Source organism: Reyranella sp., from assembly GCF_965279465.1.
GTDB lineage: Bacteria > Pseudomonadota > Alphaproteobacteria > Reyranellales > Reyranellaceae > Reyranella.
The window spans coordinates 6,159,066-6,174,685 of record NZ_OZ257242.1 but is presented as its reverse complement, the minus strand read 5'-3'; the positions used below and the strand labels follow the sequence as shown (position 1 = coordinate 6,174,685).

At 65.8% G+C, this 15,620-nt stretch carries 12 protein-coding genes; 4 read left to right on the top strand and 8 right to left on the bottom strand.

Annotation, left to right across the window (positions count from 1 at the left end; all coding sequences use genetic code 11):
- Positions 1-9 precede the first annotated feature (9 nt).
- Both ACQY8M_RS30015 and ACQY8M_RS30010 read left to right on the top strand, forming a co-directional pair.
- Positions 10-1,194 carry a CaiB/BaiF CoA transferase family protein gene (locus ACQY8M_RS30015; RefSeq protein WP_428663779.1) on the top strand — a complete coding sequence of 395 codons (1,185 nt, stop codon included), beginning with the start codon at positions 10-12 and terminating at the stop codon, positions 1,192-1,194.
- Between the two features lie 5 nt (positions 1,195-1,199).
- Positions 1,200-1,559 (top strand): hypothetical protein, encoded by a 360-nt coding sequence (locus tag ACQY8M_RS30010; protein WP_428663776.1) that lies wholly within the window; start codon positions 1,200-1,202, stop codon positions 1,557-1,559.
- Positions 1,560-1,583: 24 nt separating this feature from the next.
- Here ACQY8M_RS30010 and ACQY8M_RS30005 read toward each other — a convergent pair whose 3' ends face one another.
- The 6 genes from ACQY8M_RS30005 to ACQY8M_RS29980 form a co-directional block, all read right to left on the bottom strand.
- The gene (locus ACQY8M_RS30005) at positions 1,584-2,015 is read right to left on the bottom strand and encodes a PaaI family thioesterase (RefSeq protein ID WP_428663773.1); all 432 of its coding nucleotides are present in this window, start codon (positions 2,013-2,015) and stop codon (positions 1,584-1,586) included.
- Entirely contained in the window at positions 2,015-3,115 is a 1,101-nt protein-coding gene (locus ACQY8M_RS30000) for a DUF2855 family protein (protein WP_428663770.1), read from the bottom strand. Before ACQY8M_RS30000 ends, ACQY8M_RS30005 begins: the two co-directional genes overlap by 1 nt.
- Positions 3,116-3,226: 111 nt before the next feature.
- Positions 3,227-4,096 (bottom strand): phosphodiesterase, encoded by an 870-nt coding sequence (locus ACQY8M_RS29995; RefSeq protein ID WP_428663767.1) that lies wholly within the window; start codon positions 4,094-4,096, stop codon positions 3,227-3,229.
- A gap of 90 nt (positions 4,097-4,186) precedes the next feature.
- A complete protein-coding gene (locus tag ACQY8M_RS29990; RefSeq protein WP_428663764.1) occupies positions 4,187-5,479 on the bottom strand; it encodes an ABC transporter substrate-binding protein in 1,293 nt (430 codons plus the stop codon).
- A gap of 14 nt (positions 5,480-5,493) precedes the next feature.
- A complete protein-coding gene (locus ACQY8M_RS29985) occupies positions 5,494-6,318 on the bottom strand; it encodes a carbohydrate ABC transporter permease (protein ID WP_428663761.1) in 825 nt (274 codons plus the stop codon).
- Positions 6,319-6,407: 89 nt separating this feature from the next.
- Positions 6,408-7,346, bottom strand: a complete 939-nt coding sequence (locus ACQY8M_RS29980; RefSeq protein WP_428663758.1) for a carbohydrate ABC transporter permease — start codon at positions 7,344-7,346, stop codon at positions 6,408-6,410.
- 595 nt (positions 7,347-7,941) lie between these two features.
- On the opposite strand from ACQY8M_RS29980, the gene ACQY8M_RS29975 reads away from it, so the two are divergent.
- Positions 7,942-9,780: an adenylate/guanylate cyclase domain-containing protein gene (locus ACQY8M_RS29975; RefSeq protein WP_428663755.1), complete on the top strand. Its 1,839-nt coding sequence runs from the start codon at positions 7,942-7,944 to the stop codon at positions 9,778-9,780.
- 113 nt (positions 9,781-9,893) lie between these two features.
- Here ACQY8M_RS29975 and ACQY8M_RS29970 read toward each other — a convergent pair whose 3' ends face one another.
- On the bottom strand, positions 9,894-10,055 hold the full coding sequence (locus ACQY8M_RS29970) for a hypothetical protein (protein ID WP_428663752.1): 162 nt from the start codon (positions 10,053-10,055) through the stop codon (positions 9,894-9,896).
- A 136-nt stretch (positions 10,056-10,191) separates the two neighbouring features.
- Here ACQY8M_RS29970 and ACQY8M_RS29965 point away from each other — a divergent pair, with 136 nt between their 5' ends.
- Positions 10,192-10,959, top strand: a complete 768-nt coding sequence (locus ACQY8M_RS29965; protein ID WP_428663750.1) for an SDR family NAD(P)-dependent oxidoreductase — start codon at positions 10,192-10,194, stop codon at positions 10,957-10,959.
- A 67-nt stretch (positions 10,960-11,026) separates the two neighbouring features.
- Here ACQY8M_RS29965 and ACQY8M_RS29960 read toward each other — a convergent pair whose 3' ends face one another.
- Positions 11,027-15,223: a hypothetical protein gene (locus ACQY8M_RS29960; RefSeq protein WP_428663747.1), complete on the bottom strand. Its 4,197-nt coding sequence runs from the start codon at positions 15,221-15,223 to the stop codon at positions 11,027-11,029.
- Between the last annotated feature and the right edge of the window lie 397 nt (positions 15,224-15,620).

Here is a 15,620-nt window from a genome sequence, read left to right as displayed (position 1 = left end):
TGAGTTGGCATGAGCATCACTCCTCCCCTCCAAGGCGTCCGCGTCGTCGAGCTTACGCACACGATCCTCGGGCCGTCGTGCGGGATGATCCTGGCTGATCTCGGTGCCGAGGTGATCAAGGTCGAGCCGGTCGATGGCGACCGCACCCGCAAACTGCGCGGCTTCGGCGCCGGTTTCTTCGGCTACTTCAATCGCAACAAGAAGAGCCTCGCGCTCGATGCCGATTCAGTCGAAGGCCGCAAGGTGCTGGTCAAGCTGCTGCAGTCGGCCGACGTGATGATCGAGAACTTCGCACCGGGCTCGATGGCCAAGCGCGGGCTAGGGCCGGAACATTTGGAGAAGATCAATCCGCGGCTGGTCTATTGCGCGCTGAAGGGATTCCTGCCCGGGCCGTACGAGAAGCGGCCGGCGCTCGACGAGGTCGTGCAGATGATGGGCGGGCTGGCCTACATGACCGGCCCGAGCGGCCGGCCGTTGCGCGCCGGCACGTCGGTGGTCGACATCGTGGGCGGCATGTTCGGTGCCTTCGGCACCGTGCTGGCGCTTAAGCAGCGCGACCGCACCGGCAAGGGTGGGCTGGTCGAATCGGCACTGTTCGAATCTGTCGTGTTCCTGATGGGCCAGCATCTGGCGATCACGGCAATGAACGGCGCACCGCCGCCGCCGATGCCCGAGCGGGTCAGCTCGTGGGCGATCTACGAGATCTTCAACACCGCCGACGATCTCCAGATCTTCATCGGCATCACGTCGGACGGCCAGTGGAAGCGCTTCTGCGAGTTCTTCAGGCAGGACGCGCTCGCGGCCGATCCGAAGCTCGCCACCAACAACCTCCGCATCGAGGCGCGGCCCTGGCTGGTCCCGAAAGTGGCCGAGATCTTCAAGGGCTACACCAAGGATGCGCTCGAGGAGATCTGCCTCGCCGCCGATATCTCCTTCGCGCCCGTCGCGCGGCCGCAGGACCTGTTCGACCATCCGCACCTGCTGGCCAACGGCTCGCTCGCGGCCACGACCTTGCCCGGTGGGGTGAAGACGCGCCTCCCGCTGCTGCCGTTCCAGATGTTCGGCTGGCGCCCACCGCTGGTCAGCGACCCGCCCGGGATCGGCCAGCACAATGCCGAGGTGCTGGCGGAGATCGGCTACGACGAGGCAGGCATCGCCGCACTCGAGGCGGCGGGGATGTTGGGGCCGAAGTAGCGGCCATGCCCGGCAGGACGATCTCCCTCGCGGTCGCTGCCTGCGGATGGCTGATCGCCGGCCTGGTCGTGTTCTGGCTGGTCTCCAGCGCCGGTTTCGCGGCGATCGCGTTGATCGGCCTGTTGCTGTGGTTCATCAGCGTGCGCATCGACCTCGAGAAGGATGCGGCCGTGGGCAGCGGCTGGAGCGCCGACCTGATGGCCAAGCAGCACCAGGCCCGCGAGCGCCTGTCGGCCGAGGAGCGGGCGAGCCGGCATCACGAGCTGTCGCTGACGATGGAAGCCGTGCGCCTCCTTAAGCAGATGGGCATGGCGCTGACCTTGATCGGCGCGGCCTGCCTCATCTGGTTCCAGCTGCTGCACTAGAATTTGCGGCGGCGTCGCGGGTCGCTACGACGTCGGAGACGGAGGGCTCTTGACAGAGAAGATGCCGCTGGCGCGGACGATCCGGCGGCCGTCGCAGACGACGTAGCAGTTCGCGAAAGCCAGAGACCGACCGACCTTCTGCACGTCGACATGGGCCTCGATCCAGTCGCCCACCGTCGCGGACCCCACGAAATCGGTCGTGACATTCGCCGTGGTTAGGAACGGGCGGGGCTCGACGCTCGAGGAGGTGCGATAGCCCAGCGCGATGTCGCACAAGGTCATAAGCAGTCCGCCATGAGCATTGCCGCGGCCGTTGGCATGGCAAGGGCGGACCCGCAAGCCGACGACGAACGTCCCATCGGGCTCCTTGCGCATGAAGAACGGCCCGAGGTGATCGAGGAACGGGCTCGTGCGGAAGATCGGCTCGAAGCCGGGAGGCGGATCGCTGGCCGACATCATCGGATCGAGAGGAGGTGGGCTGTGTCGTTGGGCACTCTTCCTTCCAGCACCTCGCGATAGACGCGCTCCACGCCGGCGGGACCGCTTGTGTGGACGAACGCCGTGCCTTTCGCGATCAGCGCGTGGAAGTGTTGCCACGCCTCGGTGAAGCGCTGCCAGTAGCCGTTCTTGCCCCACAGGTCCTGGAGGCGTTGCATGTGGGCCGGCGCCATGAACAGCGCGCGACGCGGGCCCGGGAGGGCTTCGCTGACGTCGGACCCGTGCGTGAAGCCGGCGGCGATGCTGGTTCGCAGTCCCGATCCCAGGTGGTCGTGGACGGCGCGGGTCACGTCGGTCGCGTTGGCGATGTCGACGAAGACGGTCGGCTCGTCGCTGGCGAGCGCGGTGATCTCCTCGTACGGCAGGACGCGATCATGCACCGCGCGGGCGGCGACTTGCGCGACGCGTTGGCGGGATGTCAGGCCGACGACCTCCAGCCCTTCGCCGGCCAGCAGCATCGCGAGACCCAGGGCGGCCTTGCTCGACGCACTCGATATCAGGATCCGGCGGCAGCCGAACCAGCGTTGCTCCGAGAGGTACGTGGCACAGCAGAAGGACAGGCTGAAGCTGGGCCGGAGGACCATGTAGGCATCCATCGCCTCCGGGCCGAGCGCGAGGCCGCGGTTGGCGATGAGATACTGGTTGTAGGTCGCTGGAAGCGACCGGCGATGAAGGCTCTCCTCCAGCACCGTCGCGCCGCTGACGGCCCCCACCGTCATGCGCAGGTGGGTCGCCATGGGGAAGAAGCCGAACAGCGTCGTGCCTTCCGTCAGGTTGGGGTGACGGGAGGCGACCACGTCGGCGAGCCCCCAGACCGGGACGCTTCCCCAGCCGCTGCCGGCCGGGAAGAACTCCCAGTAGCCGAAGCCCAGCCCCGGGATGCGGCTGCCCAGACGGGCGTAGGTGATGTTGTTCGCCGTGAGGGCGAAGCGGCGGATGGCGACATCGGCCTCGCCTTTGGCAAGGCCGTCGTCGCCGCGCGGCTCGCGCCATTGCACTTTGGCCAGATCGTCCTGGCGGACTTCAAAGCTCTGTGCGGGATCTACTCCGAGGGGCATTGGATCTACGCGGTACGAGGAGGGTCGACCGGAAGATAGAATCTGTAGAGAACATCACGAAAATGAATGTTTCGAATGAGGATGGATCGATGGCCTCGATCCATCCGTCGCTCATGCCCTCGCCTGGGAGTGGGTCGCCGGCGCGGCCTCCTTGTCGTCGAACGCCGGATAGTCGGGATCGAGCAGGAAGGGGTGCGGGCCGCTGAAGCTGCCGATGAAGGCGGTGTGGGTGATGACGCCGCTCTCCGGCGCCCACAGATGCAGGTGGTAGCCCGGCGGTTCCATGGTGAAGGTCGCATCGTCGTGCGGCGTCAGGTCGAGCACGACCTGATGCGCGACCGAGGGTGCCACCGAGCCGATCGTGCCGCCCCAGCGGATCTGGATCGAGCGGTGGTGATGGCCGCAGGCGACTCTCTCGATGTTCCCGCGGCCCTTCAGGATCGCGGCCATCGACGGCGCGTTGCGGCAGTTGATCGAATCCATGTGCTGCAGGCCGGTCGGGAAGGGCGGGTGGTGCATGAAGATGAAGGTCGGCCGGTCGGGCTGCTCGTCGAGCCGCGCCTTCAGCCAGGCCAACCGTGCCGCGTCCATCTCGCCGTGGCCCTTGCCCGGCACGACGGTGTCGAGGCCGATCAGGCGCATCGGCAGGTCCTCGACGGTGTAGTGCAGGAACTCGCCGTTCATCGGCAGGTAGCCGTCGCCGCCGAACACCAGCCGCATGTTCTCGCGCCGGTCGTGGTTGCCGGGGATCAGATAGACCGGCATCGGCAGCGGGCTCAGACAGTCGCGCAGCAGCTCGTACTCCTCGACCAGGCCGCAGTCGGTGAGGTCGCCGGAGGCGACCACAGCGTCGGGCTTCTTGGGCTGGGCGAGGATCGAGGCGACCGCTGCACGCAGCATCGCCGCGGTGTCGACCAGGCCGTAGGCCTTCTTGCCCGACGGCCGCACGTGCATGTCGGTGATCTGGGCGATCAGGGTCATTTTGATTCCTTCATGTTCTCCCGGACCGCGAGCTTCCAGCTCGCTCATGAGCATGAGCGAGCTGGAAGCTCGCGGTCCGGAAGATGTTGATCACGGCAGCTTAAGCGCGGTCTGGTCGACATAGGGCTTCATCAGCGCATCGGCGTTCTTCTGCGCGTCCTTTACGGCCTGCGGCGCCTTCTTCTTGCCATTCAGCACGGCTTGGACCTCGTCCTCCAGCGCCTTGCGCACCGCCACCGTCTGGTAGGTCGCGAACCACGGCTTGGCGTAGGGCAGCTGGTCGAGCGCCACCTTGGCTTCGGGGTTCTTGGCCATGAAGTCCTTCATCTCGGCGGTGTCGTACGGCGACTTGCGCGGCGAGAAGTAGCCGGTGAACCGGCTCCAGCCGCCCAGCGTCTCGGTCGAGGAGAGCCACTTGGCGAACTTCCAGCCGGCCGCCTTCTGCTCGTCGTTCAGGCCCTTGAACATGACCAGCGAGCCGCCGCCGATCGGCACGGCGTTGCGCACGTTGCGCGGCACGAAGGCCACGCCGAACGGCTGCTTCATGTTCTCGCGCACGAAGGAGAGGCTGCCGGTCGACAGCAGCATCATCGACACCTTGCCGGCCAGGAAGTTGGTGGAAAGAGCGCCACCCTCGACGACGCCCTGCTGCATCACCTTGTGCTTGAACACCAGGTCCTCGACGAACTGCACCGCGCCCAGCATCGTGGGCGTGTCGTAATAGACCTCGCCGCCGTACTCCTCGTTGAAGTAGCGGCCGCCGTTCGACATGGAGAGCGCCTCCATGATCCAGCCCAGGTAGTCGTAGCCCTCGGGCAGGCCGAAGCCCATGCGGTCGGGCTTGGTCAGCTTCTTCGCGGCATCGACCAGCTCGGCCCAGGTCTGCGGCGGCTTCTCGGGATCGAGGCCGGCTTCCTTGAAGTGCTCCTTGTTGTAGTAGAGCAACGGCGTCGAGTTCTGGAACGGCACGGCATAGAGGTCGCCGTCGACGACCGCATTGGCGTGCACCGCCGGCCAGAAATCGTCGAGGAACTTCTCGCGTGTCGTGCCCTCGGCCTTCAGCATCGGCTCGAGCGAGATCACGTCGCCGGCGAGCTTGAGGTCGAGCACGAAGTTGGCGCTCATCAGCACCACCGCGGGCGGCTTGCCGGCGTTCGCCGCGGCCTGCGCCTTGAGCTTGGTGTCGTCGTAGCTGCCGGTATAGACGGCGGTGACGGCGACCTCCTTCTGGCTGTCGTTGTAGACCTTGGTGAGGCGCGTCATCTCGCGCGCCAGCTTGCCGTCGACCGGCACCGGGAAGAAGAAATCGATCTTCGTCTGCGCGCCGGCGAATGCCGGCGCGAGCACGGCAACGGCCGCGGCGAGTGAAGGAAGCCAACGCATCGTTTATCTCCTCGTCATCCCTTGAGACCCGAAAAAAGAAAGCTGTCGACGAACTGACGCTGGAAGACGGCGAACAGCGCGAGCAGCGGGAACATCACCAGCAGGGTGCCGGCGGCGAGCAGGCCCCATTCGCGCCCGCCCTCGGTGCTGAGCGCGAAGCTTGCGAGGCCGATGGTGAGCGTGTGGGTGCTCGGGTCGTTGAGCACCATCAGCGGCCACAGGAACTCGTTCCAGTGCGCCATCAGCGAGACCAGCGAGAAGGCGATCAGGCCGGGCTTCGCCATCGGCAGCAGGACGTGCCACAGGGTCTGCCACCACTGCGCGCCGTCGATCGTGGCGGCCTCCTCGAAGTCGCGCGGGATCTGGCGGAAGGTCTGGCGCATCAGGAAGGTGCCGAAGGCCGAGGCGAAGTAGGGCGCCATGACGCCGAGCAGGCTGCCGTACAGGCCGAGATCGACGATGGTGCGCAGGTTGGGCACGATCAGGATCGGCGGCACCAGCATGAGCTGCAGCAGGAAAACGTAGAAGATCGTGTCGCGGCCGGGGAAGGAGAGGCGGGCGAAGGCGTAGCCCGCCAGCGAGATCGTCACGATCTGCACCGCCAGGATGCCGAAGGCCACGATCGCGGTGTTGAGGTAATAGACCGCGAAGTCGCCGCTCTCGAAGGCGAGCTTGAAGTTGTCGAACGTCGGCACGTAGTCCGGCACCAGCGACGCCATGCCGATCCCGCCCGCCATCTCGGGCCGGAACGAGGCGACCAAGGTCCACAGGAACGGCGTCGACCACAGGAAGGCGGTGACGACCATCAGGCCCGCGCCGACGAGGCTAGCGCGTCGCATGCGAACCTCTTCGTCTTCCGGACCGCGAGCGTCCCGCTCGCTCATGCTCATGAGCGAGCGGGACGCTCGCGGTCCGGAAGAGCATGAGGTCAGCTCGCGGCATGCGCGCCTCGCTCCATCGTCTTCAGCGACACCACCGACAGCGCGAGCAGGAACGACACCGACAGCAGGCTCGCCGCGGCGGCCTTGCCGGCGGCGAAGTTCTCGTGCGCCTGCTCGTAGATGTAATAGAGCACCAGCTTGGTCGAGTTGCTGGGCCCACCTTTCGTCAGCACGATCACGTGGTCGACCTGGGTCAGCACGTTGATCAGCGCGATCACCAGCACGAAAGCGGTGGTCGGCGCGAGCAACGGGACGATCACATGGCGCAGCCGCTGCCAGCCGTTGGCGCCGTCGATCGTCGCCGCCTCGAGCACGTCGCCCGGCAGGGTCTGCAGCCCCGCCAGGTAGAACAGCATGTAGTAGCCGGCGTTCTTCCAGATCGTGATGCCGATCAGCGACCACAGCGCCACGTCGGGGTCGCCCAGCCAGTTGAAGCCGCGCACGCCTATCTTGGCGAGGTAGTAGTCGAACAGCCCGACGCCGGGCAGGAAGATGAAGAAGAACAGCGAGGCGGCCGCGACCAGCGGTACCATCGACGGGAACAGCAGCAGCGCGCGCACCACCGCGTTGAGCCGCGTCGAGCGCTGCAGGGCGAGCGCGAACAGCAGAGCCAGCGCCATGCTGGGCGGCACCGTGCCGGCGGCATAGACAAGGTTGTTGACGACCGACTGGGTGAAGGCCTTGTCGGCGAACAGCGCGGTGTAGTTGCCGAGCCCGACGAACAGGCTCTCCCGCGTGCCGTGCGGCTTGTCGTGAAGCGATTCCCAGGCGACGCGCAGGATCGGCAGGTAGGTGAAGGCCGCGAGCAGCAGCAGCGACGGGGCGAGCAGAAGCCAGGGGAAGGCGCGGCTGCGCACGCGCAGGCCCAAGCCCAGCCGGACGCGCGAAGCGCCGAACGCGGTCTGGGCTTCGCTCACGCTGGTCATGGGGGACCGCTACTGCCCGGCCATGAGAGCTTCGTTTCGGTTTTGTGGCGCTGGTGTTACGTCGTTTCGCCAATCGGGGACAAATCGGCACACCCAGGCGCGGCGGCCCGGGCTACGATGGTCCGATGGCAGAGCGAGGCACCGGACTGAGAGAGTTGCGCCGGGCGGCGGCTGAAAGTTGCGCGCCAAGGCGCAATTGGCGATGGATCGGCCAGCCTCGGAATTGGCGCCGGTTTCGGCGTGGCACCGACTGGGCAGCGCGCTGGCGAGCATAACCCGGGAGGTGGCCATGACGTCTCTGCGGGCGGCCCTCGTCTTCTTCGCGGCGGCCTGGCTCGTGGCGACAGCGGTCCGGTTCGGCCGCTCCCTGTGGGCCCGGAACGAGTGATGGCTTAGGCCGCCGATCGGCGCGAGAGTCGGTTTCCTCCCTGCGCGCAGCGCGGGGAGGTGTCAGCGTCTTACGCTGACGGAGGGGTCATGGGCCGCACCGATGTTGTGGCCCATGACCCCTCCGTCGCGGATTACCGCGCCACCTCCCCGCGCTGCGCGCAGGGAGGAATCTGGAGCTGGCCGGGGAGGGAGACCCGCAGTGGGAATGAAGCGCAAGGTCGGGCTGTTCCTGTTCGCCGTCATGCTGGCGGTGAGCGTGGGGGCCACCATCGTGGCCTCGCTCGCCATGTACCGGCTGGTCTCGGACAAGCAGGACAACGAGATCCATCGGCTGGAGGCCAGCCTGTCCGATCGCTTTGCCGTCTTCGAGACCATGCTGCGGTCCCAGCACCAGCGCATCACGGCGCATATGGACAACGTGCTGCCCGCGATCGTGGCGGAGCTCGAAGCCACGGGCCGCAAGCCGGAAGATCTGTCCGTCGCCGACCTCGATGCGCTTACCCGCAAATACGACGTGCAGCACATCTATTTCATCGACCGCGCGCACAAGGTGTTCCAGACCAACCTCTCCTCCGACATGAACCTCACCTTCCCGGAGAGCGACTTCACGCGCTTCCTCGATTCTGTCTACGGCGCCAACAAGGTGATGAACGACGGCATCGACATGTCGAGCCTGACCGGCACGCTGCGGACCTACAGCTACTTCGGACCTGCCGGGAAAGACTACATCGTCGAAATCTCGACCGAGGTGCGCGCCAGCCTGGCCACGGGAGAGTTCGGCTGGATGAGCGATTTTTTCTTCCAGGATGTATTTGGCGATGCGGTGCGCTCCAATCCCTACGTCAAGGAAGTCGATCTCTACCTGGTCACACCCGCCGGAACGTGGTCCCTGCTCCATGTCGGCAAGAAGCTCGATCCTGCGCGTGCCGCGCGGGTGCAGAAGGAAGGCCGCGAGGAAGTCGCGGCCGCTGACGGCCGCACCCTTACGGTCTACAGCGGCGAGGAGACCATGGCGGCAAAGGACCCCGGCCACCCGGTCTCCTCCAAGTTCGTCATCCGCCAGATCACCTATGACACCGGTCTCGCTCGGGAAGCGGCCTTGCAGGTGCTGCTGAGCTCGATGATCGTGCTCGCCGTCCTGCTGCCGGTCGTGTTCTGGATCGCCGCGCGCCTCTTGCAGCGGCAGCTTCTCGACCCGCTGTTCAACCTGCGCGGCGAGGCGGGCGCCATCGCCCAGGGCGATCTCGAGCAGGCCATCGCCAACACCGACCGCCGCGACGAGATCGGCCAGCTCGCCAGGAGCTTCGGCTCGATGCGCGATTCTGTGCGCCGGACGATCCTCGACCTCAAGCAGACCAACCTGTCGATCGAGCGTTTCGTGCCGCACGCCTTCCTCTCGATCATCGGCAAGCCGTCGATCGTCGAGGTCGAGCTGGGCGACAACAAGCGCGAGAGCATGAGCATCCTGTTCTCCGACATCCGCAGCTTCACGACCCTCTCGGAAGGCATGACGCCCGATGAGAACTTCGCCTTCATCAATGCCTATCTCGAGCGCATGGGACCGGTCATCCGCGACCACAACGGCTTCATCGACAAGTACATCGGCGACGCCATCATGGCGCTGTTCGCCAACGCCGACGACGCCGTGCGGGCCGGGCTCGCGATGCTGGGCGCGCTCGACGGCTTCAACGAGGCTCGGCGCGCGGCCGGCCTGGAGCCGATCGCCATAGGCGTCGGCATCAACACCGGACTGCTGATGCTGGGCACGATCGGCGAGAAGGACCGGATGGACGGCACGGTCATTTCCGATGCCGTCAACCTCGCGGCGCGGGTCGAGAGCCTGACCAAGGAGTACGGCGCGCCGCTGCTGATCTCGGAATTCACGCTGCAGGCGCTTGCCGATCCGAAGGCCTATGACATCCGGCCGGTCGACGTGGTCGTCGTGAAGGGCAAGACTCGGCCGGTCGGGATCTATGCCGTGGGCTTGCCTTCGTCAGCGCTGGGCCTCCCTGGTGCGGTTCGGCAGGCGATCCTGCCACCCTGAGAGCGTGCAAATCTTTGCTCGTGTCGAACAGCAGGGAGCGCGGCTCTGGAGAGCTCCCAGCGCATCTGACCGGATCGAAAACCACGAACTCTGGCCGCGCTGATGGCTGTAGATCAGCGCAGCCAGCCAAACAGTCGGCACGCGGCGTAGATCACGAACAGAGCGCCGGCCACCAGCGCGATCTGGGCGACGAAGGCATTGAGGTTCTTGCCGAAGACCTGATCGGAAAGGGTGAGGAAGGGCTTGAAGTCGGAGTCCTTGTCCGGCGCACTCATTTCCTTGTCTTTCTCCTGGCGGGTTTCCAGAGCGGGTTCCCTGGCGCAGTGTTTTGACCGCTGGAAAGATGGGCTGCATTCTGCCCAGGGCGGACGTGAGGATGCACGTTTCGCAACGCAATGAAAGGCGGCGGACATGGGAAGGCTCGACGGCAAGATCGCAGCGGTGACGGGTGGAGCATCGGGAATCGGCGAGGCGACGGTCAGGCGTTTCGTCGCCGAGGGCGCGAGCGTGGCGTTTTGCGACCGGGACGGCGATCGCGGTCGCCGCGTGGCGGGCGAGCTCGAGGCCACGGGCGCCAGGGTCGTCTTCACGCAGGCCGACGTCGGGAGCGAGGCCGCGTGCCTCGCCTTCGTCAACGGGGCAGCGCAGCAGTTCGGGCGCCTCGACATCCTCGTCAACAATGCCGGCATCCGCAAATACGAGAAGATCGACGAGGCGAGCGCGGCGAGCTGGAACGAGATCCTCGGCGTCAACCTGATGAGCTACGTCTTCTGTGCCAAGGCGGCTGTTCCGCTGATGCGCCGCGACAAGGGCGGCGCCATCGTCAACGTCGCCTCCGTCCGTTCCGTCGTCGCAGGCGGCGGCAACCTGCAGTACGACACGACCAAGGCTGCAATCGCGGGCTTGACGCGGGCGCTCGCTGCCGACCATTCGTTTGAGGGCATTCGCGTGAACGCCGTCGGTCCTGGCCCGATCTTCACGCCGTTCCATGAACGCCGCATCGCGGCGGCTGGCCAGACCGTCGAGCAGTACAACGCCCAGGCTGCGCGAGGCACCATGATGAAGCGCCCGGGCAGGGCCGAGGAGGTCGCCGCCGCCATCCTGTTCCTGGCCTCCGACGATGCCTCGTACGTCACCGGCGCCCTGCTGTTCGTGGACGGCGGCATGACGGCGCTGTGAGAAAATTCACTCGGAGCCGCCTCGCGCTCCGCCCATCGCGTTCGATACGCCGCATGCCTCACGAGGCTCAGACGATGGTAAAGTTGGCAGCCGTCAGGATGGCCTTGTTGTCGATGACCGCAAAACTGGTGGAATTCGTGCCACCGACGCCATCGGCGTCGTAGTAGAGGATGCCGGTGAGGGTATCGTAGACGATGCGATCCGTCGCATCGCCCGCCGAGGTCGCGCCCGCCGCGGCCCTGAAGGCGGAAGGTGCCAATGCCCCGGTGGTCGGGCCGAGACCCTTGAAGATCGCATTCTCGAGCTGGATGGTGTCGTCCACCGGCGTGAAGCCGAGCAGACGGTCGAGATTCGTCAATTGATCGAGAACGGTGTCGAAAAGGAAGGCGTCCCGGCCCGCATCACCCTGCAATTGGTCGTTGCCGGCGCCACCCGCGAGCGTGTCATCGCCGATCCCACCCGCCAGCGTGTCGGCGTCCGACCCGCCAATGAGCATGTCATGGCCATCCTCGCCCACCAGCAGATCGTCGCCGGTACCTCCGAGGAGGCGATCACTGCCGGTGCCGCCGTAGAGTGTGTCTTTCCCGGAGCCGCCATCGAGCGTGTCTGAGTCAAGCCCTCCATCGAGCTTGTCGTTGCCGGCACCGCCCCGCAACAGATCCTGGCCGGCCTCGCCGGCGATTGTGTCTACGCCATCGTCGCCATCCGCCGTATCGGCGCCTTCTCCCATGTAGATCAGGTCATTGCCCGACCCCCCGGTGGCGTGGTCATCGCCCAGTTGGGCCCAGATCTGGTCGTTGCCGGAGCCGCCATCGAGCGTGTCCCCATCGGCACCGCCGTCGAGCTTGTCGCTGCCGGCACCGCCCCGCAGCAGATCCTGGCCGGCCTCGCCGGCGATGGTGTCTGCGCCGTCGCCTCCATCCGCCGTATCGGCGCCATCTCCCATGTGGAGCACGTCATCGCCCAACCCTCCGGTAGCGTTGTCGTCGCCGGAGCCGGCCCAAATCTGGTCGTTGTCGGCGCCACCGTCGAGCGTGTCGGCCTCTGTTCCGCCATCGATCGTATCGTTTCCGGCATCGCCCAGCAGCCGGTCGATGCCGGCCTCGCCCATCAGGAAATCCGCGCCGTCGCTACCGTTGGCGGCATCGGCTCCGTCTCCCATATAGAGCATGTCATCGCCCAACCCTCCGGTAGCGTTGTCGTCGCCGAAGCCGGCCCAGATCTGGTCGTGGTCGGCGCCACCGTCGAGCGTGTCGGAATCTGCTCCGCCATCGATCGTATCGTTTCCGGCATCGCCCAGCAGCCGGTCGATGCCGGCCTCGCCCACCAGGAAATCCGCGCCGTCGCTACCGTTGGCGGTATCGGCTCCGTCTCCCATGTAGAGCATGTCATCGCCCAACCCTCCGGTGGCGTTGTCGTCGCCGGAGCCGGCCCAGATCTGGTCGTTGTCGTCGCCACCGTCGAGCGTGTCGGCCTCTGTTCCGCCATCGATCGTATCGTTGCCGGCACTGCCTGACAGCCGGTCGTTGCCGGCCTCGCCCAACAGGACATCCGCGCCGTCGTAACCGTTGGCGGCATCGGCTCCGTCTCCCAAGTAGAGCACGTCGTCACCCGACCGTCCGGAGACCTTGTCATTGCCGGGGCCGGCCCAGACCTGGTCATTGCCCGTGCCAGCGTCGATGCTGTCGTTGCCGCTGGCACCCACGACGATGTCGTCCCCGCCTGCTGCGGTGACACGATCGCTGGCATTCGTTCCGTTGATGACGTCATCGAGGCTGGTGCCCAGCCAAAGCGGTGCCTGGCCCAGGCCGGGAGACGTGCCGCCGCCCCAGTCCGACTCGGCATAGGCAATGGAATGAGCGCCTCCCGGCGTGACCTCGGTGTACCAGAGCCGCAGCACGCCGCTGACGAGCTCGGCATGCGGGGCGATCACCGTCCCGCCGGGTGGCAGGCCGGCACTCTGCGCCGTAATGATCGGCTGTGGCGCGATTTCCCAAGGACCGAGCGGATTGGCCGCCACGGCAAGGCCGATGGCGCGTTCATCGCCGGCCTGGCCGGTGAAGAACAGGTAGTACTTGCCATCCGGGCCAAGGATCATCGACGGCTCGGAAACTCCGTCCGACATCCAGGACATCGAGGGGTCCGCGAGCAGGATCGGCGCCGGGCTCTTGGTCCAGTTCAGTCCATCCGGTGAGACCGCAGCGAGCAGCGATACACCCAGCTGGCCGCCGGCCGAAGCATTGGTGTAGGCGTGGGCGCAATAGAGCATGAGGTAGCCGCCCTCGTAGGAGAGGACAGTTGGGCTGTAGATGGCGTCGTTGTCGTACCAGCCCGTCGTCGGCTGCAGGACGGGGCCAGTCGCCACCGGGGTGAAATGCAGGCCATCGGTGGATACCGCCGCGTAGAGACTGGCGGGAAATTGCGTGACCGGATGGCCGAGGTCGGAATAGGCCGAATAGAGCAGGATGTACCTGTTGCCTGCCTTGAAGATTTCGGCGCCTTCCAGGTTCGCCTTGTCGCCGCCTTCTCCGGCGAGGATCATTCCGGTCGTCGACGTGCCGCCCAACGGCGTCCAGGTCAGGCCATCCGCCGACACGGCCTCGGCGATGACCGGCCGTATCGTCGTCCCGTCGTCGAAGTCCGCGGTGTAGAACATGCGGAAGATGCTGCCGTCGACCAGGATCGCGGGATCGGAGGCGAGGAGCTGGCCAGGAAAATTGGCGACGTTGGGATACGACCAGGCTGCGTTCGCGTAGGTGGTCAATGCCATGGGGCCGGCGAGGGGCGGCGCATCGAGCCGAAGGGTGTCGTTGGCTTCGCTGCCGGCCGTCGCATCGGCGTCCAGGCTGCCGTCCCGGGCGGCTACGGTCAGCCTCACGACCATGTCGTTGTAGTCGAAGTCGCTGTCCTGGTCGGCCCGCAGATCCTCGAAGCCGAACGAGTTCTCGTTGTACATTCGGATGTGGTTGCGACCGTCGACATTGACGTCGCCGATCACGAAGATGTCGCCGTCCTCCGTCGCCAGCACGGGCGCGTAGAAGCCTGACCCGGTCGACACCGTCCACTCGAAGCCCTGATCGAAGTAGCCCCGCCCGCCCGACGCTTCGAAGCCCGGATCCCAATTGGCCTGCACGGCTGCGCGGAAAGTATCCGTGTCGCCGTAAGCCACGCCTCCCACGCTCCAGTCGCCAGTCGACGGATTCACATCGATCTGCACGAAGTGAATCGTGTTCCAGTTCCAACAGCTGCCCTTGGCCTCGACAAAGACTTGCGTGCCTTGCGTCAGGTAGGTCCAGGGCTGATTGTAATCGCGCTGGCTGCCGGCAAGGTTTGCAAACTCCGACAGCTGATTGTCGACCATGGCAATGATGTCGAGCGTGCCGAACGCGCCGTTCACCGACACCGAGCGGTAGGCAGGGACCGAGACGTGCACGTCGATCTGCACGTCCGGCAGCAACTCGATGACATTGTCGCCGGTTTGCACGGCGAAGTGGAGCTGCTGGCCGACCGGCAGGTAAACCGACTGGATTCCGCCGGACAAGAGGAGATCGACGTCGCTGTCGGGGTCCGGCTCCGCCCATCCGACCTGGGCGAGCACCGCGTCATCGAGGTTGGTGGTGATCTGCCCGTCGCGGCCGATCATGTTGCCTCTGGCGTCGGTGGCGTACGTCAGTACGGTGCCGTTGGGCATGGTCGAGCCCGTTGCCATCAGCTGCACCCAATTGCCGCCGGTATCCCCGTTGCCCGGTTCGAGCTCCAGATAGCTGCCCACGGGGCTCGCGAAGTCGAGTTTCGTCAGGTTGACCGTGAATTGAAGGGCCTCGCTGACATCCGCGACCGGCGCCGCAAATTCCGCGTCGCTCGCCAGGTACTCGGCCATGGTGACCGAATAGGTACCATTGCCGAATGACGACGCAGGCGTCATCCACTTGCCGTCGATGTCGGCGGCCACCGAGATCGGCGCATGCCAGGTGAAGCCGCTCGGCGAGAAGGCGATCTGCGCGACGTTCAGGCTGCCGACCTTGTTGGTGTCGCCGGCGCCAACATCGATCGGGCCCTCGGGATTTGCGGCATTGAAGTCGACCCACGACTGATCGGACCCCCACCAGCCGAACGCCAGATCTCCTCTGGTGACGTCGCCCAGCAAGCTGTTCGGGGTGTTGTAGTTGTAGGTGGCGCTGAAGCCGTTCCAATTGGTGAACGTCGTTCCCGAAATGGTACCAAGGACCGGTGCGTTCGGCGGCACCAAGGTCTCTGCGGGCATGATCAACGGTTGCGGTGAAGAGCCCGTAGACAGCAGGCTGCTGTTCAAGGCGGCGATGCCGTCGATCGCAGGTGTTCCCGGACGATCGACCCCGCCCTGATCGTAAAAGGAATCCGCGAGGTCCGCGCTAGCGGCGTTCGCGTAGGGATTGCGTCTTCGCGAGGCCGTGCCCTTCGAGATCCAGAGGCGCGGGTTCGGAGTGATCGTAGATGCCGCCGCCATGAGCCTCCCATGCTACCGTCGAACCAGCAAAACCGGCCCGTTAGCCTATCGAGGCTGACGTCCCGATCAACATTCAAGCCCGCATTTCTCGGCGCAAGGATCCATCGCACCGCAAGACGAGGCCCAATTCCCAGCACATAGTCACTTTTGCTTGGGAACATACCTAGAACTTGTG

Coding starts and splice junctions, on each gene's coding strand:
- ACQY8M_RS29965 (WP_428663750.1), top strand. CDS start 10,192: ATGGGAAGGCTCGACGGCAAGATCGCAGCGGTGACGGGTGGAGCATCG.
- ACQY8M_RS29990 (WP_428663764.1), bottom strand. CDS start 5,479: ATGCGTTGGCTTCCTTCACTCGCCGCGGCCGTTGCCGTGCTCGCGCCG.
- ACQY8M_RS29985 (WP_428663761.1), bottom strand. CDS start 6,318: ATGCGACGCGCTAGCCTCGTCGGCGCGGGCCTGATGGTCGTCACCGCC.
- ACQY8M_RS29975 (WP_428663755.1), top strand. CDS start 7,942: ATGAAGCGCAAGGTCGGGCTGTTCCTGTTCGCCGTCATGCTGGCGGTG.
- ACQY8M_RS29995 (WP_428663767.1), bottom strand. CDS start 4,096: ATGACCCTGATCGCCCAGATCACCGACATGCACGTGCGGCCGTCGGGC.
- ACQY8M_RS29970 (WP_428663752.1), bottom strand. CDS start 10,055: ATGAGTGCGCCGGACAAGGACTCCGACTTCAAGCCCTTCCTCACCCTT.
- ACQY8M_RS30010 (WP_428663776.1), top strand. CDS start 1,200: ATGCCCGGCAGGACGATCTCCCTCGCGGTCGCTGCCTGCGGATGGCTG.
- ACQY8M_RS30005 (WP_428663773.1), bottom strand. CDS start 2,015: ATGTCGGCCAGCGATCCGCCTCCCGGCTTCGAGCCGATCTTCCGCACG.
- ACQY8M_RS29960 (WP_428663747.1), bottom strand. CDS start 15,223: ATGCCCGCAGAGACCTTGGTGCCGCCGAACGCACCGGTCCTTGGTACC.
- ACQY8M_RS30015 (WP_428663779.1), top strand. CDS start 10: ATGAGCATCACTCCTCCCCTCCAAGGCGTCCGCGTCGTCGAGCTTACG.
- ACQY8M_RS30000 (WP_428663770.1), bottom strand. CDS start 3,115: ATGCCCCTCGGAGTAGATCCCGCACAGAGCTTTGAAGTCCGCCAGGAC.
- ACQY8M_RS29980 (WP_428663758.1), bottom strand. CDS start 7,346: ATGACCAGCGTGAGCGAAGCCCAGACCGCGTTCGGCGCTTCGCGCGTC.